The sequence below is a fragment of the Azonexus caeni genome, assembly GCF_048146105.1.
GTDB lineage: Bacteria > Pseudomonadota > Gammaproteobacteria > Burkholderiales > Rhodocyclaceae > Azonexus > Azonexus aromaticus_B.
In genome coordinates, this window is sequence record NZ_JBKJAD010000003.1 from 13122 (window position 1) to 31065 (window position 17944).

The window sequence follows — 17944 nt, forward strand, 5'->3', positions numbered from 1 at the left end:
TTACTCCGGCACACGAACGGAGAGGTTCTGAGGCCACTCGGCCTTGGCGTCGAGCTTGACCCAGGCTACGCCGGGCAGACCGGTCTTGACCTGGTTCAGGTGCTCACGCAGCAGCTCCTGCGAAATCTGCGCGCGCACGCGAAACATCAGCTTTTGTCGCTCGCTGGCGGTTTCCACCGTCTTGGGGGTGAACTGCGCTGCGCTGGCGACGAAGGAAACGGTGGCTGGAATCACATACTCGGGCGCGGCATCCAGAATGATGCGAACCTCCGAGCCCAGCGCAACGCGGCCGGCCACGGTTTCGGGCAGGAAGAAGGTGATGTACACGTCCGACAGATCAAGGAGGTTCAAGACACGTCCGCCCGCTCCAAGCACCTCGCCGGGTTGCGCGACACGCACCTGAACCCGTCCGTCGCGCGGAGACCGCAGTTCGCTGTCGCGGATGTCGGCTTCGATGCGGCTGATACTGGCCGTAGCGGCGGACACGCTGGACTGCGCGCCGACAAACTGCGCCCTGGCGGCTTCGACCGCGGCGCGGGCAGCGGCGGCCTGTGCCTTGCTGGCCGCGAGGGTCGCTTGGGCGCCCCGTACGCGCGCCCGGTCATCGTCCAGTTCCTGGATCGAGGCGGCTCCCTCACTCGACAGCGTGCTGGAGCGTGTCAGGCGCCGTTGCGCGGCGTCCAGTTCGGACTCGCGCTGACCAACCAGAGCCAAGGCGGCAGTCACGTCGGCTTCACGCAGCGCCACCTGTGCCTGCGCCGCGGTCACCGAATGCTCAGCCTGCTGACGCATGGCCAGGGCCTCGTCGCGCTGCGCTTCCAGCGTTTCCAGCCGCATCTTGGCCAGTGGCTGGCCGGCTGTGACGAAATCGCCTTCACGCACCAGGATGTCTTCGATGCGGCCGGGAAGTTTGGTGGCCACGTCGATCTCGGTGGCTTCGATGCGGCCATTGCCGTTGACGAATCCTTCGCCCGGGCCGCTGTCGGTAAACCTCGTCCAGCTCCACCAGGCCAGCGCGGCAACAACCGCTGCAGCGAAAGCGACCAGGAGTTTTTTCTTGAGAGAGGGGGAGACAGTCATGGGTTCGGCGTGCCTTAACGGGTTGATGGGGTGGAAGCGGGAGTCGAGGCCGCACCCTGTGCCTCGCCGGCTGCGGCGAGGGTGCCGCCGCCGAGCGCGGCATACAGCGCCACCTGGCTGGACAGCAGCGCGCGGCGCGCCTGTACCAGTTGTTGCTGGGCTCCCAGCAGATCGCGTTGGGCATCCAGCACTTCCAAGAAGGCGGCCGAGCCGTTGTCGTAGCGCAACTTGGCCAGGCGTGCGCGTTCGCTTTGCGCTTCCAGGTTGGCTCTCTGGATCGTCAACTGCTCAGCCAGCCAGTGCTTTGCGCTCAGCGCATCGGCCACCTCGCGGAAGGCCGTTTGAATGGTTTTTTCGTATCCGGCGACGGCGATGTCGCGGCGCACTTCGCTCAGCTCCAGATTGGCGCGGCGGCGCCCGCCATCGAAGATGGGCAGCGACAGGGTGGGCATGAAGGTCCAGGCACGACTGCCGGAATCGAACAAGCCATTCAAGTCGGAGCTGGCCGTGCCGAAGCTGCCGGTCAGCGCAATGCGCGGCAAAAACGCCGCGCGGGCCGCGCCGATGTGGGCATTGCTGGCACGCAATTGGTGTTCGGCGGAAATGATGTCCGGGCGACTGACCAGCAGCTCCGAAGGCAGACCGGCCCGCAGCTCAGCCAGAACCGTCGTTTCATCGAAGGGTGCCTTGGCGGGCAGCGGGCCGGGATCAGCGCCTACCAGCAGTGCCAGGGCGTGCAGTTGCGTGGTGCGAGCCTGCTCAAGCTGCGTCAGCAGCGCCTGAGCTTGGTTCAGCAGGGTCTGGACCTGTGTGAGATCCAGCTTCGAGGTCGAGCCGACTTCGACGCGGCGCCGGAAAATGCGATAGGACTCCTCGCGGGTGGTCACGGTTTGCCGTGCGATCGCCACGCGTTCGTCGATCTCGCGCAGGCCAAGATAGCCGTCTGCCACCTGGGCGATCAGCGCCAAATGGACGGCCTGGCGAGCCGCGTCGGAAGCCAGCCAAGTTTGCAGGGCGGCGTCTTCCAGGTTGCGGATCCGACCCCACAGATCCAGTTCCCAGGTGGTCAAACCCACCTCGGCCCGGTACTCGCCGCCCACCTGCGATCGGCCCGACATGTTCAGGTCGCCAGGGACCCGCGCGCGTCCACCTTGGGCGCCCACGCCCATGGCAGGAAAACGATCCGAGCGCTGAATGCGGAATGTGGCGCTGGCTTCCTCGACGCGCAGCGCGGCCACGCGCAGGTCGCGGTTGTTTTCCAGCGCAGTCTCGATGAGGCGTTGCAGCAGGGGGTCGGTGAAGTACGCCTGCCAGGCAAGCTCTCCCGCGTGGGCGCCGTCGGTGCCTGATCCAAGATGCGCGGGCCAGGCTTCGGGCACGGGCAATGGCGGGGTGTCTGGCGCCGGAGCGAGCGACATGCAGCCGGTCAAGACGACGGCGCTCAGGGCCAACGAGGCAGCGCGCAATCTGAACGCGGGAAACAACGGGGAAGTTGGGAGCATGGTCACGTTCCGTACAGGTATCGGGCTGAAGAGGGTCTGGTCGCAGAGGAGGGAATGGCTGCCACCCCCGCAATGCGGGGTTCGTGGCTGGTGTCCGCAGGCCCTACTTTCTTGCTTGCAAGTGCTGTCAAGCCCACTTCATCTCCTTGTTGATATGTGCATCCCCGTGTTCCCCGGCTGGTTGATAGGGCGCTCTTCCTGTGTCGTAACCCGATGTGCCGGGTTCACTCGCGCCCTGTGTTGATCTGCATTGTGAAATCTGAAAACAAACGACTGGACGGTTGCTTTCAATTATACGTTACAATCCAAGAACCGCAATCAGCGGGCTCGTCGGTCATTGACGCAGGTCAATTCGAGCTGCCGGCTTGGGTTCAAGGAAGGCCCTGATTCTTGGTAGAGCCGGTGACAGGCCCATGGGAACACCCCTCAGATCTTTGAACAGAGCCTTTGAATGCCACCCAATAAAGATGACGCGCCAGACAACAAGCGCCCCTACCTGTCCTCTGCCGCCAGGAAAGAGGAAATACTCGACGCGGCCCTGGTCGAATTCGCGGATCGGACATACAACGCAGTGTCGATGGAGCGCCTGGCGGAATGCGCGGGCTTGTCCAAGGCTGGCATCTATGCCCACTTCAAAAGCAAGGAAGAAATTTTTCACGCCTTGCTCGAACGTACGACGAAGCAGATTTGTGATTTCCAGGGCTGGCTCCCGGATGAGGATCTGACGTTGCCAGAGCTGGTAGATGTCTACCTGGATCGCCTGTACGCGACCTTCAGCTCCCCTGCCACGATGTCGATCTACCGGCTGCTTCTGGCCGAAAGCGCCCGAACTCCAGAGCTGGTGCAGCGTTGGCACAACGAAGTTGCGCTCGGGCTGAAAGAGCGGGCGCAGACCATCATCCACCGCAACATACGCCGAGGCGTCATTCGCCCAGGCGTCTTGACCGAACACTTCTTCCCGTTGGCGCTCGCGCCCGCAGTGCTGTGGCTGAGTTCCTCGATGCTGTCCAAGGGCAGTCCTTCCATCTCGCTGGTGCAGTTACGGGATGCGCACCGGCAACTGTTGCTTGAGCTTTTGCAGCCTCAATGAGCGGAGTGATGCACAGAGTCCTGCGCGCCCTTGCAGGCTTGGCGATCGGCTTTGTGGTACTGCTGCTGACTGTGTGGGGTGCGCTGGCTCTGTGGCATCAGATGCCGGGACCTTCGGTGGTGCGATGGTTCGTCATTGCCATGTGGTCTACGTTGGGTGTGACCGTTGTCTTGTCGCGGGCGGGCTTGCTTGGGCGGCGCAATCGCAACATCGCCGGATTCGCATTTGTGATCGCAGCCGCCTCCCTGCTCATGTGGTGGGGGACGCTGCAGCCGTCACACCAGCGTGTATGGGCTGACGATGTCGCCCAGTTGCTGGAGGCCAGGATCGACGGCAACCATGTTCACCTGAATAATGTGCGCAACTTCCAGTGGCGCAGCGAAACCGACTACACCCCGCAGTGGGAGAGCCGCACATACGACCTGGATCGTCTGCGCAGCGCCGACTTGGTGCTTTCCTACTGGATGGGGCCGCACATCGCCCACACCCTGGTGTCGTTCGGCTTCGATGGCGGTGATCGCGTGGTGTTCTCGCTGGAAATTCGCAAGGAACGCCATGAGTCCTTCTCGGCGGTAGGAGGATTCTTCCGTCAGTTCGAGCAGATCCTGGTAGCCGCCGATGAGCGAGACATTGTGCGTACGCGCAGCAACGCGCGAGGCGAAGATGTTTATCTCTATCGCTTGCAGATGAATCAGGCGAGTGCCCGCGCGTTGTTTCTGGAGTTTCTGAACGCGGCCAATGAACTGCGGCAGAAACCGCGCTTTTACAACACGTTAACCAGTAACTGCACGACCATCGTATTCGAGCTGGCCCGGGTCATTGCGCCCGCATTGCCAATGGACTATCGCCTGCTGCTGTCTGGATATTTTGCGCGGTACGTCTACGACATGCATGGATTGACGCCTGGCTATCGTTACGATGAATTGCAGGCACTGGGGCATATCAACGAACGTGCCCTTGCTTCCGATGTGTCAGAGGATGACTTCTCGATGTCGATTCGACAAGGCGTGCCAGGCATCCCTGCCAACGAGGTGAATCCATGAGGTTCCCGCAGGCCTGCCTTCTCATTACATGCGCCGCTCTTGCTCCGCTGCTGCTGGGGGGCTGCTCGATCCTGCGCGAGTTCGGCCCAGTGGTTGAAGTTCATACGCTACCTACCAGGGAGGCCATCGAACTCAAGCGCGGCGACATCCTGACACGTGGCAAGCTCAGCGATGCGACTGTCCAGACCATCAGGGTGGCGGCATTGGATGAGCAGGCATGCGCAAAGCCGATCTCCTCGGAGTGCGCGGAGGCCTTGGCTACCGTGACGGGGGTTGCCACGGATAGACGCCTGGCTGCACTGTCCGAACTATGGCTGGCGCAGGCTCAGGCCATGAAGCCCGGTTCAGCGCAGCAAGCCGCCTGGCTTGAGACGATTCGCTATGCCTATGCTTATCTGTTCCTTGGTGACCATACTCCGGGAGAGCGGGCCTTCGAGGATCGCCAGACCCAAGTGCGGGATTGGTATAACTATGCCGTCGAGCATGCGGCCACCGGCATGTTCGAAGTTCGGCAACAAATGCCGACGCAGTTGTCCGACCAGACCAGTTGGAACATTGCAGGCTGGGAACTGAAGCTGGATATGCGCGGCGCGCGCTTACCGGGCAGTACGGCGGTGCCAGCCGAACTCCTGCCAGCCTCGTCCCTGTCTTTCCGTGGATTGCGTAGCCTCTACCGGCGCGACGGCTTTGGCGCCGAGCTTGTGGCGGTCATTCCGGACGAGTCCCTGAGCGCCGCCCCAACTCGGGGTGGTCGCCCAGCGGCAAAACATGATCAGCAACCGCTGCCCTGGAGCGAGATGCCCGCGCCGTCCATGACGGTTCTGCTGCATCCCGACGGAGACAACTTGGACAGCGTGCTGCATGCTCGTACAGCCCGTCTGACGGTGCATGACCCCTATGTGGAATCGGCCATTATGCTGCGCGGCCAACGTGTGCCGCTGGCGGCCAATTTCACGGCCGGCTATGGCGTATGGCTGGCCCGTGCCAATTTCAACCGCCAGTCGCTGCGCAGCCTGCTCGGGCGCGAGGGTGGCATCGACCGCCCGCACGTCTACTTGATGCAGCCCTACGATCCGAACAGGCGGATCATCGTCATGCTGCACGGACTGGCCAGCAGCCCTGAAGCCTGGGTGGAACTCGCCAACGAAATCCTGGGCGATGAGGCCCTGCGCCAGCATTACCAGATCTGGCAGGTCTACTACCCGACCAACATGCCAGTCGCGTTGAACCACGCCATGATTCGCAGGGCGCTCGGGGATACGCTGACGCATTTCGACCCATCCGGCCAAGCGCCGGCGTCGTCCGACCTCGTGCTGGTGGGGCATAGCATGGGCGGGGTCATCGCGCGGTTGATGGTGTCGTCAACCGATCAATCGCTGGTGCAATTGGCTGCGGATCACAGTCGGTTGACGCCGCAGCAGATCAGGCGCATTGATCCCATGTTGCGCTTCGAGCCCTTCCCGAATGTCAGCAGTGCCATCTTCATCGCGGCGCCTCATCGGGGCACATCGGTCGCGGGTGGACGCCTGGGGCGCTGGATGGCGGGATTTATCCGCTTTCCCATTACGGTGCTCGAAGAACTCGCCCATACACTGACACCCAATGCGGCCGCCAGCAGCCGTGAAAGCCTGGCAACCATTCCCAATAGCGTGAACAATCTCGACGAAAACGATCCGTTCGTGCGTACGGCGGCGGGCTTTCCCATCTCATCCCAGGTGCGCTATCACTCGATCGTGGCCCAAGCCAATTCCGAAGTGGCCCTCGATGATTCCGATGACGGTCTTGTGCCTTATCGCAGCGCACATCTTCCCGGCGCACAGTCCGAGAAAGTCATTATTTCGGGGCACAGCGTGCAACAGAGCGCGGCCGCGATACTGGAGATCCAGCGTATTCTGAGAGAGGACATGGCTCTGCGGGAAGCGCATTTACAGCCATAGACAACTGCCATCTGCTGTGCGCGGCCGAGCTGATTTCGGATTTCGTATGGGCGTAATGCATTCATCTGAATGCGCAAAGAGCATCAGACTTACTGTTGCCCGCTCGACGCTGGCACAGTGGGTCGGTGCGTGCGGCGCGCAACTGCAGCCGATGGTAAAGGCGCTGGATGACGAACTGCGTCGCCACGTGGTGCTGCACGCCCACGAGACGCCGATGCTCAAGCCCAAGCATCTTGGCGACGGCAAGGCGTACCCAACGTGATCCGCCGTCTGGCGGCGACCCAGCCCATGCTCGACAAGATCGTCGGCCACCAACGCCACATCGCTCAGGCCTACGGCATATCGATGGAGCATGCGCGCTGGCTGTTGACCACCGTGGCGTTCCACTGCCTTGCCGTGGCCGACACGGTGTACTCGGTCGCCGAACGGGAACCCGTCGTGGATGCAGACCGTGCGACGGAGGAAGCCGAGATGGAGGCCGAACTCAACAGGGCATGCACGCACTCATTGTTGGCATGCTGGCCTTGATGGATGCTGATGGCCTTTCAGGAGATAGTTGATCGTCGTTCTCGTTTGTGGGGGTTGAATGGAAATCCAGGGATGCCGTAATTGAGGAGCCTGGACGGCGTATCGTTCAGGAACAAACACGCACGGGCGGCCAGGCCCTGCCGTGGCTCGACATGACGGCCTTCCTGCGCGGGGCCATCGACCTTGCGCTAGACAACCATGCCAATGCGCCACGCAGCAATACGCAATGGGTGTTCTTCGACCGTGGCCTGATCGACGCGGCGGCAGCACCCCAGGCACTGGACGGCACTACTATTCTGGACACGATTGCCCAGTCGCATCGCTACCACTCGCGCATCTTTCTGGCCCCGCCGTGGCCTGAAATCTATGTGCAGGACGAAGAACGCCGTCACAGCATGGATGAAGCGCGGGCTGAATTCGAGCGGCTTCAGCGCACCTATCCAGCGCTGGGCTATGCGGTATCGCGGTTGCCCAAGATCAGAGTGGCGCAACGCGCTGACTTTGTGCTGGACACCTTGGCTAGCCGCTAACCTACCAAGGCGAACTCTACCGTATCTCACCGCCACGTAGGACTCCATGCTCAAATCTCTTGCGTAACTCTGAGATAAGGATTGTTGGGTGGTACTGCATCGAACAACCAATTCGCATCGATCAGCAAATACCCATGCAGCTTCCGGGACTTGCGCGGCCCGGTGACTTCACAGATCCAGATGTTCAAGCCGCTGTCGTGCTTTCGATGCAACCCCAGTTTCTCAAAGCGCTTCTGCACCCACTGCCAATCCGGCATCTTGTCCTGCCGTGCCAGCGTGCCGACATGAGGGTGCTCCTGGACGTAGCGCTGGAACACACCTGGGCTGACCAAGTAGGCCGTGTCATTCACGGAATGCACGAGCGCTTTTGCGTCGTTGATGATGAGCCGGCGCGAAGCAATTCCCTGTTTCAGCCACATCATGAAATGTTCGCCTGACGGGGGCGCTGCTGTTAGGGGTGGTTTAGCAGTAGATGGTGGTGGCGAAGGAAGCACTGCGGCAGTCGCTGGCATAGGAGTGCTGGGGTCTGCGGGGTAGCTTCTCTGTGCAACCGGCTCCACATCCTGCTCGGCACCAGGCGAGCCGCTCGTGCTCACCATTGCCAGCATGTCCTCCATGACATCGGACACGGGCTGGGCCTTAGGCGGTGAGGCGGTGACGGTACTACTGCCTTCCCAAGATGGAAGTTTCTGACCGTTCGGGGCTGCCTTCGCCATGGCCGCAGGCGGCATTTTCGGCGCCTCGGCGTCGTTTTCGGCGACTGCCGCGTCGATCGCTACCGTGCCTGCAAAAGGCGTCGGTCGCTCGCCAGATTCCCAGATCAGCGCAGGAGCGAGGCGCAACAGGGTGAACGAGTGGGACCAGCCGGTGGAACTGGTTATGGTCGCGCGCCAAATAGCCTTGCCGTCGGGCGCCGGCTGCAACATGCCGTGATCCTGGAGGACGTTGAACACCGCGGTGTTGTTCGCAGGGATGCCATCGACGCCTTGGGACAGCAGGTGCGCACGCAGTTTGTCCGAGACCGTTTTGCTCACCAGCCACAGGGCATCGTCGGTGAGCCAGCCATCGGAGGCTTCCGGCTGGTTCAGTTTCAACTGTTCCTTGAGCAGGTAGCGCAACCCGTCGAGCAGCTTGCGCTGCAGCGCGTGCTTGGGCGCAGCCATGGCGCGGGCCGGATCGCCGCCCAGCTCCTGGGCCACCGAGGCCCGGTCTGCCTGCACGACAAGTTCGCCCAGTACGCCGGCGTGCTCGTACTGCCCGGCCAGGACGTAGAGCAGTGGTGCCCACAGGGACGGATAGCCGCTGAGCCAGTCCAGGGCCTCACGGTCGAGCAGTTGGTGGTAGAGCAAACCTGTCGCGGCGCTGTGCAGGCGGTACTCGCGATCGTCGCGGTAGCGGAATCGGTATGGCTGGCGCAGCGGGCCGTGCCAAGGGTGCCAGATGCTGCCGTCGGCCAGCTCGACGTGCAGATCGACGGCGATCTTGCCGATGTCGTGCAGCAGCGCGGCGTAGGCGACGGCGGCGGTCCAGGCTTCGGACTGTGCCGCTTGGTCTTCGGGGCTGGCGCCGATGGGCAGCAGATGGGACTGCCGCAGTTTCAGACTGTAGGCGACGATTTCGAGGCCGTGGTCGAGCATGCCGCCCAGATAGGCATGGTGATGCGCCTCGGAGGCCGGGAAGGCCTGGACCAGCTCGGCGTAGCGTTCCAGGGGCGCTCGGTACAGCGTGGCGAATTGCCTGCGCGACAGCGAGGTGCGCTGCCAAATGTGCTCCAGCAGCTTCTGCCGGCGCGGGGTGGCCAGCAGCGATGCGGCCGACTCGGGCCGCATCAACCCTTTCGGGAGGACGGTGGCGGGTGCTGGCGGTGGCGCGCCGGCGACCGGGGGCCGTTTTCGCTGGAACAGGGAGAGCATGCGGGTGTCCTGTGGCGGGCCGACCGGGAGGCCTTTTTGCCTTTTCGAGGTAGGGCCTTTCCCCTTGCACCCCATTCCCTTGCCGTTTCGGCCCTTTGGCCTTTAACCGTTTCGGTATAGCGGGGCCTGGGTTGCGGTTCCAGCGTCAATGTGGAACCCGCACGAATGGATTGCGCGGCGACCAGCCGCTGGCCTCGGCCTATGCTGCGGAGACGCTGTTTTCGCCAGGTAGGTTGCTCTCTAGGCGTCAAAGTTGACAAATGCGACAAAGGCGACTAGAGTAAGTCCTGTCTCAAACCTACCTGGGAGATGACCATGCCCACCGCCATTGAATTCATTGCCGACCGTCTGCCGCGTGTCACCGTGGAGGATGTGCGCCGCTTCGCGGATACCGTCGAAATCCGGGATGCGCCGGCTTTCGCGGCCGAGTTGCAGGCGTTCATTCACGAGCGCGTGGAGGCGGTAAAGCTGCCAGCCAACCTCGAAGGTGAAACGGTGGAGCACGCCTTGAAGCGTAAGACGGCTGCGCTGCGCGCTGAGACGCGCTGGGCGCCGACTGAAACCGACGTCCAGCGAGGCCGCGCCGTGCTGCTGGAAACCTTCAACCAGCCGCACAACCTGCCGCCCGCGGAGTACGCCAAGCTGGCGGACAAGTCGCGCCAGCAGATCTACAAGGACATCCTCGCCCGTCGGCTGCTGGCGCTGAACGTGGGGCCGCGAGGCCAGAAACTGCCCGACTGGCAGCTCGACCCGGTGAAGCAGCAGTTGACCCAAACCGTGCTTCAGGAGGTCGAGGGCATCGACCCTTGGACGATCTACCGCGCACTGTCCGAACCGCTCGAAGGCTTGGGCGGCCGCTCGCCAGTGGATGCGGTGACGCATGGCACGATCGACGACGTGGCCGAGGCCGTGTTCAACGTGCTGGGCGTTCAGGTGCATTGAAGCGAGATCGCCATGAGCCACGAGCTGCCTTCGTTCCTGATCGATGCCGGTGAGCTGCTCCAGCATGTGAGCCGCGTCGTCTATCGGGGCAGCCCGCTGTACTATGGCCGCAGCAGCACCAATCGCTACGATGACCCGGCCCAGGCCTACGGGGTGCTCTACCTGGGGCGCGACCTGCCCACGGCGCTGATGGAGTCGGTGTTTCATAAGCACCAGTGGCTTGCGGACACGAAGCGCTCGATCGCGCTGAAAGAAGTCCAGAGCCGGATGGTGCGCGCAGTGGGCGTGATGGACGACGTGCTTCTGGCCGACCTCACGGCGCCGGGCGTCATGGCGGGCTACTTCGGCCTGAACCTGGAGCAGTTGGCCAGCCGCGACTACACGCACACGCAGCAGGTGTCGGCCCAGGTGCATGCGATGCTTGGAGATGACGGCCAGGTGCTGTTCGACGGGGTGCTCTATCCGTCGCGCAACAACTATCCCGCCAAGAGCATCGCGCTGTTCGAGCGTGCCAGCGCGAAGGTCAGTGTCATCGAGGACATCGATCTCGTTGACCATGTGGACTGGCCGCGTTTCGTTGCTACATACCGCATCGGCGTGGAGCCCGACCCTGGCCCGTTGGAACCGGATGACGAAGCGTCCTGAAGCAGCAAGAGAACACATTGAAGCCCTAAACAGAATGAAATGGACCAAACTGAAATAGGCATCCCTCAGCAGTAGGAGACGACCATGAACACCACGACTCGCACCAGCACCGCAGAACGCCTCGGCCGCGCCTTTGGCCGCGGATGGCGTGCCTACGCGCGCTGTGAACGGCGGGCGTCGAACTGGTTGGTTTCCAAGGGCATGCCGACGGCTGGAGCCACCGCGCTCGTGTGGATGGTTAAGCTGGCTGCGCTCGGGGTGCTGCTGTACACCACCTTCTGGCTGGCCCTGGTGATGGTGTGCGTCATGGTGGTTGCCTGGATGGCCCGCAACACCGACTTGGGCGAGGAGTTGCCCGAGCCAGAGTGGCGAAACGGACCAGCAGGATTCGGCCTATACACCTACGACGGTTTCCGCATTGATCCTCATGTCGAGGACGACTAGCAGCGATCACTTCTTCGACACTGCATTGATCGCAATGCTTCCTCCCCTTCCGCCAGCAGCCTTGGCATCTCCGGTGGCTCCTGCGAGGCCTTGCAACACGTTGCCGGCACGAACGCCCGCCCAAGCCAAGGCCATGATCCAGAACGTAGGCAGTACGATGAACATCGTGCCCGTGACAAACATCAGGAGCATGTCTCCGAAGGCGTTGTTCAGCCCCACCAGCGGGTCGAAGTTGGTGTGCGGCCGATTCCAGCCGAACCCCCAGCCATAGAGCGCATCCAGGATCGTCGAATCGATCCAGCGCGCAAGCTGAAACCAGAAGTCCGTGAAGAAGAGCGCGAACTGCACGACGCTGACGGTAACGACCGTCTTCAGATCGTAGGTGCCTACGACCAGCACAAGCGGGATGCAGATGACCAGCGCCATCTTGAGCAAGGCGAGGACCATGGGCAGAGACTGTCTCACGACGTCCATGGCGGGAAACGCGGCAATCGCGCCGACGGCCATCCCAACGTCTCCCGTGGCCCGCGTCACGATGTTCGGCAAGGTCTTGTCGATCTGGCCGCCATAGTCCGTATAGACGCTACCCTGGTTCAATTTCTGTTGCCGCGGTGACGCGATGGCGCGGATCACCGAGTCGTCCACCTCGGCCCTGCTCAGGAACCCGGCCCAGCCTGCCAGGCGATTCAACAGGTTCGGGTCCACCTGTCCCAGCAGGCGTGCCCGCAGGCCATTGCCGCCATCGGCCCACCACTGCCTGCAGGTCGGGTAGCCGCCACCGCTGCCCACCTGTGCAAGCCCCGCATCGCGGGTGCTGTCGTAGGGCCAGTCGTCGCGCGGCGTGCTTGAGCGGTAGGTGTCGTAGTAGCCGCCCGTGTCCGTGAAAAACCTCGACCCTATCCAGGTCACGTCGTGCATCTGCTGCTCATCAAGCTGAGGGCGCTGCATGAACAATTTGGCCCGCGCAGGCCCATAGCAATCCCGCGAGAAATCCGCTACTTCCTGAGCCAGTACCGGGTCGTCAATGCGGGTCGCGTCGATCTCCATGCGCATCTGCCGCAGGTCCGTGCCGCATGGGATCGCCGCCACCGAGGCGCTCGTGACGGCGCGCGAGAGCGCGTGCATGAAAGCCCACCAGACCGGCACCTTCGCCGACTGGTTGTTGATGGTGCTGAAGGACTGCGACCAGCCGGTATCCGTGGGCTGCGGCACGCTGACCTGGCACTGGGCCGAGCGCGAGCTGTCGTACTGGATGGTGTTGAGGTCCACGTCGATGAACGGGATGCCAGCGAACATCACCACCACGATGGCGACGAAGACCCGGTTCTCGATGCGCGCAGCCGAGAGCACGCCCTTGTTGCCTTCGTCGGCACCTTCCGCACGGGCCTTCAACCACTCCTGCACGATGATGGCGACGAACGGCAGCGCGAATACTCCGCTCGACACCAGCACCGCCCAGATGCCGTTGTTGACGATCCAGGACACCAGCGTCAGGTAGTACTCCAGGTAGTCGGTCGTAAAAAGCGTCATGGCGCGGCTCCCTCTTCAGCTCTGCATCAGCAGGCTGGCTTCCAGCGCCACGATGGCGACGACGCCGGCGATCTCGCTGCGCACCAGGCGTCGCCGCGCTTGCGCGTCTTCCTCGCGGGCCAGCAGCCGGCGGCGCATCCAGACCCAGCCATAGACCGTCGCGCCGTACAGGCACAGCCGCCACACCAGGAAGTAGCCCGCGCTGGCAGCCAGCCACCGCTCCCAGCCGGCAACGCTGCCGACGAGGTAGATGCCGACGAGATTGGCGCCCACGGCCGCGGCGATGATGACCACCGCCAGGAGCAGCGCCTTTGCCGCGCGCCGGCTGAAAAGCCAGCGCGGGCGCAGCCAGGCCGCGTTCATGGCGTGCCTCCCGGGTTGCCCCGCTGCAACCGATCGAGGCGGTCGGGCACCGGGTCGCCTTCGTAGATGCCGCGCGAGCCGGCCGCGCGCGTCCCGTGGCGCTGGATGATGGCCATGGGCGAGTTGTTCGCCAGTTCGCGCCGCAGTTCAAGTTCGGTCTTGAGGTTGCGGATCTCCTGATCGAGCGTGTCGCTCTCGTGGTTCACGGCCTCGACCGCCAACTGGTTGGCCGCCACGTTGGGTTCCTTCTTGCCGGTCAGCAGGGTCCGCTGGAGCAGCAATGCCTTCTCCAGCACGGACGACAACGCGACCTCGGACGCGAGACGTCGCGCCAGCAGGTCTTGGTCTGGCTCGTCGCGCAGCGCCTCGATGACGCCGCGTGTAATGGGCAGCGAGGTGCTGCCGGCTGCATGCAGGTTCTCGAACGTCGTGTTGCGCGTCCCAGAGACCAGTTCCTGCAAGGCCTCCAGCTTGGTCTCGTACTCCTCCTGGATCAGCGGCGTCAGCCCGACGCCAGGCACGGTCTCGGTCTTGGTGCAGGAATCACACGTGCGCTGTACCTGTTCCCCGAGAACCCGCGTCGCCCATTCGGTCGCCTGCTGCGGCGACGTCCAGGTCTGGCAGGACAGGCTCGCGCAACTGGCGGGCGCGATGGAGGACGTGTCAGTCACGCTGCGCCCGTTGACCAGGTTGTAGCCCGCCCGCGTCACGTCACCGACCACCCGGATGGCCGACTGGCCCGCGCCGCCGGCATTGCTGCCGCCCACCCAGGGCACGCCGTCGTTGCCGCGGCGCGTCTCGGCCTGCTCGATCGCCGATACGGCATCCGTGCTCGACACCGCATCGCGCAGCGCCATGCCTTCCGCCATCTGGCTCCATCCGAGCTGGCCGCCCGCCGTCTCGGCCATCTTCTCGGCCATCGCGCGACACGTCAGCTTGGAGCGGTCGAAATCCAGCCTCGCCTGCAGCACACCATTGGTCAGCAGGTTGTACAGCCCCGGATCGGCACGCTGGATGATCAGCGCCGGCAGCGATGCCACGGCACTGGTCGCGCTCTGGATCACGTTGCTCATGATCTGCTGGAACCCATTCGTGATCCCATTGAGCTGATTGCGCAGCGTGGTCTGGATGCTCATGTCGCCGCAGATGAGGTTGCTGTTCCAACCCAGGCCGACCCCGATCGAACGCATGCCAGCGGCGCGGCCCATGGACACCGCACTGCCACCGCCGATCGAGTACATGACCTCATCGCCGATGACGGGGCCGCTGGTCTGGAAGCCGGCCTGCGCCCACGCGAGGCCACAGACCAGGGCGAGCGCGCCGGCTAGCGCCGTGGGGCGCAGCGGGCGGCGAACCTTGGCGGATGGGTTCATCAGTTCAGGACGCTTCATCGCCGTACCCTCAATAGAAATCGACGCTGCCGAGGAACACCTGGCCCCGGCGTTCGCAGCACGCATAGGGCCGCCACAACGCCCAGGCGTAGTCGCCTTGTTGGGCCTGTGTCAGGAAGCCGTTGCGCGGGAAGACCGTGCAGGACGAGGACAGGACGGGCGTGAGTTCCTGCCACTTGCCGGTCGAGGCATCGCCCTCCATCAGCGCGCCGGCCGGCCAGTAGCCATCGCGGGAGTTGGCGAGCAGCGGCTGATAGACGTGGATCTGCCCGCGGCGCGTGACCACATCGCCGGCCCGTTGGGCCACCACGGCACCGGCCTTGTGGTCGTCCGTCTGGTGCAGGAAGCCGCCGCGCGGATAGACGTTGCCCCAGAGGTTCAGGGTCGAGCGCGCGCCGACCTCGCGCATGCCCGGGATCAATGCCTCCGGGTACACCATCTCCGGTACGTTGTAGCGCCAGGCCGGCGTGTCCAGCGTACTGAGCAGGTACGGCATGAAGGCCGTGCCTGCGCCCTCGCAGAAATAGCCCGAGGACGAGACGAACTGGTTGAACACCTCGACGCCGGGGTGGCCGATGACGTCCGCGTTCTTGAACTTCGCGAGATTGTTTTCGTGATCTTCATTGGTGGTGCCGTCCCCGCCGGCCTGGGCCGAAGGGTTGGGCGTGCTCATGGCGCGCACTTCGACCCAGGGGTTCTCGCCGGTGTTCGAGTAGGACGAAACCACCGCATCGGGGATGTAGTGCCTGACCTTGACGGACGTGCGCACCGTGCAGCCGGTCCAGGTGCAGTAGAGCCAGTAGCAGATACCCACCACCCGGTACTCCAGGCAATCGGGCGAAGCCACTGAACCCACGATGGTCGCCGTGTTCAGGGCGTAGCTGCCCGTGGCGCTGAGCAGCAGCACGGAGGTGACGGCAGCCCGCATGCGGCGCAGAAGGTCGAATGAGCGGATCACGGTTCGGCCCTCCGGTGCTGTTCGATGCGCGCGATGGCGCGGGCCACGTCAGGCTCGCCATAGACCACGTAGCGCTGATCCACCACGACAGCCGGAATGGTGGTGATGCCCAGGCTCCATGCGTCGGCAACGCCCTGGTATTCGGTGGCGATGCGACGCTGGAGGTCAGCGCCCCCCTGGCTCAGCCGGCGCTTCACGATGGCTGTTGCCTGTCCGGGATCGGCGGGCAGCGCCGCAGAAAGCTCCGCTTCGATCCGGGGCGCTTCATCCAGCTCGATCAGCTGCTCGCCACCCATGGTCCTGACCGGGTGACGGCTGTCGGTGATGATCACCACATCGGCGGCGAAGCTGGCCGGGCTGAACACGGCCAGGGAAGCCGGCAGCGCAACGGCCAGGCCAAGGGTTCGCCAGCCCGATGCGAACCTGGATGAAGATGCTGGCATGTCGAGCGCCCCCAAGAGTTGTCAAGGGCCATAGTCAAACGCCGAACGCCATGCGGCCCCAACAAACAATGCGCATCGCGGACTGCCCGCATACCTGCTTGTCTTGCGCCAATGAAAAGCGGAGGCCGAAGCCTCCGCGTGGATCAAGGAGCCGGTGCCATTGCTACAGCAGGCCGGATTCCGCAAAGGAGAACGGGGCACCCTGGCCGACGATGATGTGGTCCAGTACCCGCACATCGATGAGCGCCAGCGCGGCTTGCAGTTGCTGGGTCAGCATGCGATCCGCGCTGGACGGCTCGGAGACGCCCGAAGGATGCTGGTGGGCGAAGACCACCGCGGCGGCATTCAACTCCAGCACACGCTGCACGACGACACGCGGATAGACCGAAGTCGCGTTGATCGTGCCCCTGAACAGCGGCTCGTAGGCCAGCACCTGGTGCAGGCTGTCCAGGAACACAGCGGCGAATATCTCATTGGGCTCAGCGACCAGTTTCAGACGCAGGTAGTCCCGTACAGCGGCCGGTTGGCTGAGGCACGGTCCAGCTTTGAAGACCCGTCTCTCCAGCAGCACGATGGCTTGCTGGATGATCCAGTCCTCGTGTTGGGCAGCGATGGCGGAAAGCGACTCCAGGCAGGAGTCATTGACGGCGAAAGACATGGCGAACCTCCAGACGGTGAGATCGGAGGGCACTCGCCCTGGGAGGGCAAGCCCTCCTGGGGAACGAACAAGGTGCATCCATCACCGCGGCAGCGGTGATCGTTCGCGGCCAGGATGCGAGGCGAACGGGGTTGTGGTCAGCGCAGCGGACTGCGCCGTAGCCTTGAAGACCGGGGCTACCTGGGCATGTCGCCGACGACGTCGGCAGGCATTTCCGATGTGGGTGTGGCGGCGGGATCGCCGGCCGCGAGCATGTCCATGGCCGACAGCAAGGCATCGCCCTCGATCGGGCCCTGCAGCAGGATCGCCTTGCCGGTTTCGCGATCGTGCAGCCGCAGCGACGGCGTGGCGGTCACGCCGCTGTTCGTGGCTTCCGCAGTTTGGGTACGAATCGCCGCGTCGGGCCGCTCGCTCGCAATGCACTGTTCGATGGCTGGCGTCAGGGCGGGGTGGCGCAGGTCTTCGGGCAAGCCCTGGCCGTCGCTGTGTGTGTGGACATAGACCCACTCGACAGCCTGCCAGAAGGCGGGATGGCCGCCGGCTTCGCCCGCGCATTCCACCAAGCGCGCTTCGGCGGACGCGGCCGGCTCATGCGCGGCCAACGGCAGGTGGTGCCATTGCAAGGCCACGTCCGCATTGCCGGCCACCCAACGCTTGAGGACAGGGAAATAGGACCGGCAGAACGGGCATTCGAGGTCCGCGTAGAGCGTCAGCGTGAAACGACCTGCCGGGTTGCCCATCTGCCAAGGAGGCCCGGCCACCTGCGTCTCGCTGACAGGCGCCGAGGTTTGGGGCGTGGACTCGCCTGGCGAACGGGACACGAGCCAGATCAGCAGCAGCGCAACCAGCACTGCGCCTAACGCCCATGGCCAGCGGGCCCGCCAGCGCCGACGGCGGAACGCCTGGACCTGCATCGGAATGGATGAGCGTTTCTGTTCCATGGCGTT

General features: G+C 63.9%; 19 protein-coding genes. 9 read left to right on the forward strand and 10 right to left on the reverse strand.

Annotated features, from left to right (window positions below):
• Positions 1-1080, reverse strand: a complete 1080-nt coding sequence (locus tag ACLIIZ_RS05005) for an HlyD family secretion protein (RefSeq protein WP_003050054.1) — start codon at positions 1078-1080, stop codon at positions 1-3.
• A gap of 14 nt (positions 1081-1094) precedes the next feature.
• Positions 1095-2582, reverse strand: coding sequence for an efflux transporter outer membrane subunit (locus tag ACLIIZ_RS05010; protein ID WP_003050056.1), 1488 nt, complete (start codon positions 2580-2582; stop codon positions 1095-1097).
• Between the two features lie 451 nt (positions 2583-3033).
• On the opposite strand from ACLIIZ_RS05010, the gene ACLIIZ_RS05015 reads away from it, so the two are divergent.
• The 6 genes from ACLIIZ_RS05015 to ACLIIZ_RS05040 are packed head-to-tail and all read left to right on the forward strand — an operon-like array spanning position 3034 to position 7710.
• Positions 3034-3672 carry a TetR/AcrR family transcriptional regulator gene (locus tag ACLIIZ_RS05015; protein ID WP_003050058.1) on the forward strand — a complete coding sequence of 213 codons (639 nt, stop codon included), beginning with the start codon at positions 3034-3036 and terminating at the stop codon, positions 3670-3672.
• An 8-nt stretch (positions 3673-3680) separates the two neighbouring features.
• Positions 3681-4715, forward strand: a complete 1035-nt coding sequence (locus ACLIIZ_RS05020) for an Lnb N-terminal periplasmic domain-containing protein (RefSeq protein WP_003050060.1) — start codon at positions 3681-3683, stop codon at positions 4713-4715.
• Positions 4712-6652: an esterase/lipase family protein gene (locus tag ACLIIZ_RS05025; protein ID WP_003050063.1), complete on the forward strand. Its 1941-nt coding sequence runs from the start codon at positions 4712-4714 to the stop codon at positions 6650-6652. Before ACLIIZ_RS05020 ends, ACLIIZ_RS05025 begins: the two co-directional genes overlap by 4 nt.
• Before the next feature lie 46 nt (positions 6653-6698).
• A complete protein-coding gene (locus ACLIIZ_RS05030; protein WP_003050067.1) occupies positions 6699-6914 on the forward strand; it encodes an IS66 family transposase in 216 nt (71 codons plus the stop codon).
• A gap of 26 nt (positions 6915-6940) precedes the next feature.
• Complete coding sequence (locus ACLIIZ_RS05035) at positions 6941-7180, forward strand: hypothetical protein (RefSeq protein WP_202626418.1); 240 nt, start codon at positions 6941-6943, stop codon at positions 7178-7180.
• 47 nt (positions 7181-7227) lie between these two features.
• Complete coding sequence (locus ACLIIZ_RS05040) at positions 7228-7710, forward strand: AAA family ATPase (RefSeq protein ID WP_013520789.1); 483 nt, start codon at positions 7228-7230, stop codon at positions 7708-7710.
• 50 nt (positions 7711-7760) lie between these two features.
• Here ACLIIZ_RS05040 and mobH read toward each other — a convergent pair whose 3' ends face one another.
• The gene (gene mobH / locus ACLIIZ_RS05045) at positions 7761-9623 is read right to left on the reverse strand and encodes a MobH family relaxase (RefSeq protein WP_003050081.1); all 1863 of its coding nucleotides are present in this window, start codon (positions 9621-9623) and stop codon (positions 7761-7763) included.
• 315 nt (positions 9624-9938) lie between these two features.
• On the opposite strand from mobH, the gene ACLIIZ_RS05050 reads away from it, so the two are divergent.
• The 3 genes from ACLIIZ_RS05050 (at position 9939) to ACLIIZ_RS05060 (ending at position 11654) form a co-directional block, all read left to right on the forward strand.
• Entirely contained in the window at positions 9939-10565 is a 627-nt protein-coding gene (locus tag ACLIIZ_RS05050) for a hypothetical protein (RefSeq protein WP_003050085.1), read from the forward strand.
• Between the two features lie 12 nt (positions 10566-10577).
• On the forward strand, positions 10578-11210 hold the full coding sequence (locus tag ACLIIZ_RS05055) for an RES family NAD+ phosphorylase (protein ID WP_003050087.1): 633 nt from the start codon (positions 10578-10580) through the stop codon (positions 11208-11210).
• Positions 11211-11294: 84 nt separating this feature from the next.
• Positions 11295-11654, forward strand: coding sequence for a DUF3742 family protein (locus ACLIIZ_RS05060; RefSeq protein ID WP_003050090.1), 360 nt, complete (start codon positions 11295-11297; stop codon positions 11652-11654).
• Positions 11655-11660: 6 nt separating this feature from the next.
• Here ACLIIZ_RS05060 and ACLIIZ_RS05065 read toward each other — a convergent pair whose 3' ends face one another.
• From ACLIIZ_RS05065 to ACLIIZ_RS05095, 7 genes are all read right to left on the reverse strand, one after another.
• Positions 11661-13184 carry a conjugal transfer protein TraG N-terminal domain-containing protein gene (locus tag ACLIIZ_RS05065; protein ID WP_003050092.1) on the reverse strand — a complete coding sequence of 508 codons (1524 nt, stop codon included), beginning with the start codon at positions 13182-13184 and terminating at the stop codon, positions 11661-11663.
• A 15-nt stretch (positions 13185-13199) separates the two neighbouring features.
• Positions 13200-13547, reverse strand: a complete 348-nt coding sequence (locus ACLIIZ_RS05070) for a hypothetical protein (protein ID WP_003050094.1) — start codon at positions 13545-13547, stop codon at positions 13200-13202.
• Positions 13544-14938 (reverse strand): integrating conjugative element protein, encoded by a 1395-nt coding sequence (locus ACLIIZ_RS05075; RefSeq protein WP_003050095.1) that lies wholly within the window; start codon positions 14936-14938, stop codon positions 13544-13546. The genes ACLIIZ_RS05070 and ACLIIZ_RS05075 overlap by 4 nt, the downstream gene beginning before the upstream one ends.
• A gap of 10 nt (positions 14939-14948) precedes the next feature.
• Positions 14949-15866 carry a TIGR03756 family integrating conjugative element protein gene (locus tag ACLIIZ_RS05080; RefSeq protein WP_199917180.1) on the reverse strand — a complete coding sequence of 306 codons (918 nt, stop codon included), beginning with the start codon at positions 15864-15866 and terminating at the stop codon, positions 14949-14951.
• Between the two features lie 26 nt (positions 15867-15892).
• Positions 15893-16339 carry a TIGR03757 family integrating conjugative element protein gene (locus ACLIIZ_RS05085; protein WP_003050101.1) on the reverse strand — a complete coding sequence of 149 codons (447 nt, stop codon included), beginning with the start codon at positions 16337-16339 and terminating at the stop codon, positions 15893-15895.
• 163 nt (positions 16340-16502) lie between these two features.
• Positions 16503-16997, reverse strand: a complete 495-nt coding sequence (locus ACLIIZ_RS05090; protein ID WP_003050103.1) for a JAB domain-containing protein — start codon at positions 16995-16997, stop codon at positions 16503-16505.
• 176 nt (positions 16998-17173) lie between these two features.
• Positions 17174-17938 carry a DsbA family protein gene (locus tag ACLIIZ_RS05095; RefSeq protein ID WP_003050104.1) on the reverse strand — a complete coding sequence of 255 codons (765 nt, stop codon included), beginning with the start codon at positions 17936-17938 and terminating at the stop codon, positions 17174-17176.
• Between the last annotated feature and the right edge of the window lie 6 nt (positions 17939-17944).

Coding starts and splice junctions, on each gene's coding strand:
- ACLIIZ_RS05005 (WP_003050054.1), bottom strand. CDS start 1,080: ATGACTGTCTCCCCCTCTCTCAAGAAAAAACTCCTGGTCGCTTTCGCT.
- ACLIIZ_RS05010 (WP_003050056.1), bottom strand. CDS start 2,582: ATGCTCCCAACTTCCCCGTTGTTTCCCGCGTTCAGATTGCGCGCTGCC.
- ACLIIZ_RS05015 (WP_003050058.1), top strand. CDS start 3,034: ATGCCACCCAATAAAGATGACGCGCCAGACAACAAGCGCCCCTACCTG.
- ACLIIZ_RS05020 (WP_003050060.1), top strand. CDS start 3,681: ATGCACAGAGTCCTGCGCGCCCTTGCAGGCTTGGCGATCGGCTTTGTG.
- ACLIIZ_RS05025 (WP_003050063.1), top strand. CDS start 4,712: ATGAGGTTCCCGCAGGCCTGCCTTCTCATTACATGCGCCGCTCTTGCT.
- ACLIIZ_RS05030 (WP_003050067.1), top strand. CDS start 6,699: ATGGGCGTAATGCATTCATCTGAATGCGCAAAGAGCATCAGACTTACT.
- ACLIIZ_RS05035 (WP_202626418.1), top strand. CDS start 6,941: ATGCTCGACAAGATCGTCGGCCACCAACGCCACATCGCTCAGGCCTAC.
- mobH (WP_003050081.1), bottom strand. CDS start 9,623: ATGCTCTCCCTGTTCCAGCGAAAACGGCCCCCGGTCGCCGGCGCGCCA.
- ACLIIZ_RS05050 (WP_003050085.1), top strand. CDS start 9,939: ATGCCCACCGCCATTGAATTCATTGCCGACCGTCTGCCGCGTGTCACC.
- ACLIIZ_RS05055 (WP_003050087.1), top strand. CDS start 10,578: ATGAGCCACGAGCTGCCTTCGTTCCTGATCGATGCCGGTGAGCTGCTC.
- ACLIIZ_RS05060 (WP_003050090.1), top strand. CDS start 11,295: ATGAACACCACGACTCGCACCAGCACCGCAGAACGCCTCGGCCGCGCC.
- ACLIIZ_RS05065 (WP_003050092.1), bottom strand. CDS start 13,184: ATGACGCTTTTTACGACCGACTACCTGGAGTACTACCTGACGCTGGTG.
- ACLIIZ_RS05070 (WP_003050094.1), bottom strand. CDS start 13,547: ATGAACGCGGCCTGGCTGCGCCCGCGCTGGCTTTTCAGCCGGCGCGCG.
- ACLIIZ_RS05075 (WP_003050095.1), bottom strand. CDS start 14,938: ATGAAGCGTCCTGAACTGATGAACCCATCCGCCAAGGTTCGCCGCCCG.
- ACLIIZ_RS05080 (WP_199917180.1), bottom strand. CDS start 15,866: ATGCGGGCTGCCGTCACCTCCGTGCTGCTGCTCAGCGCCACGGGCAGC.
- ACLIIZ_RS05085 (WP_003050101.1), bottom strand. CDS start 16,339: ATGCCAGCATCTTCATCCAGGTTCGCATCGGGCTGGCGAACCCTTGGC.
- ACLIIZ_RS05090 (WP_003050103.1), bottom strand. CDS start 16,997: ATGTCTTTCGCCGTCAATGACTCCTGCCTGGAGTCGCTTTCCGCCATC.
- ACLIIZ_RS05095 (WP_003050104.1), bottom strand. CDS start 17,938: ATGGAACAGAAACGCTCATCCATTCCGATGCAGGTCCAGGCGTTCCGC.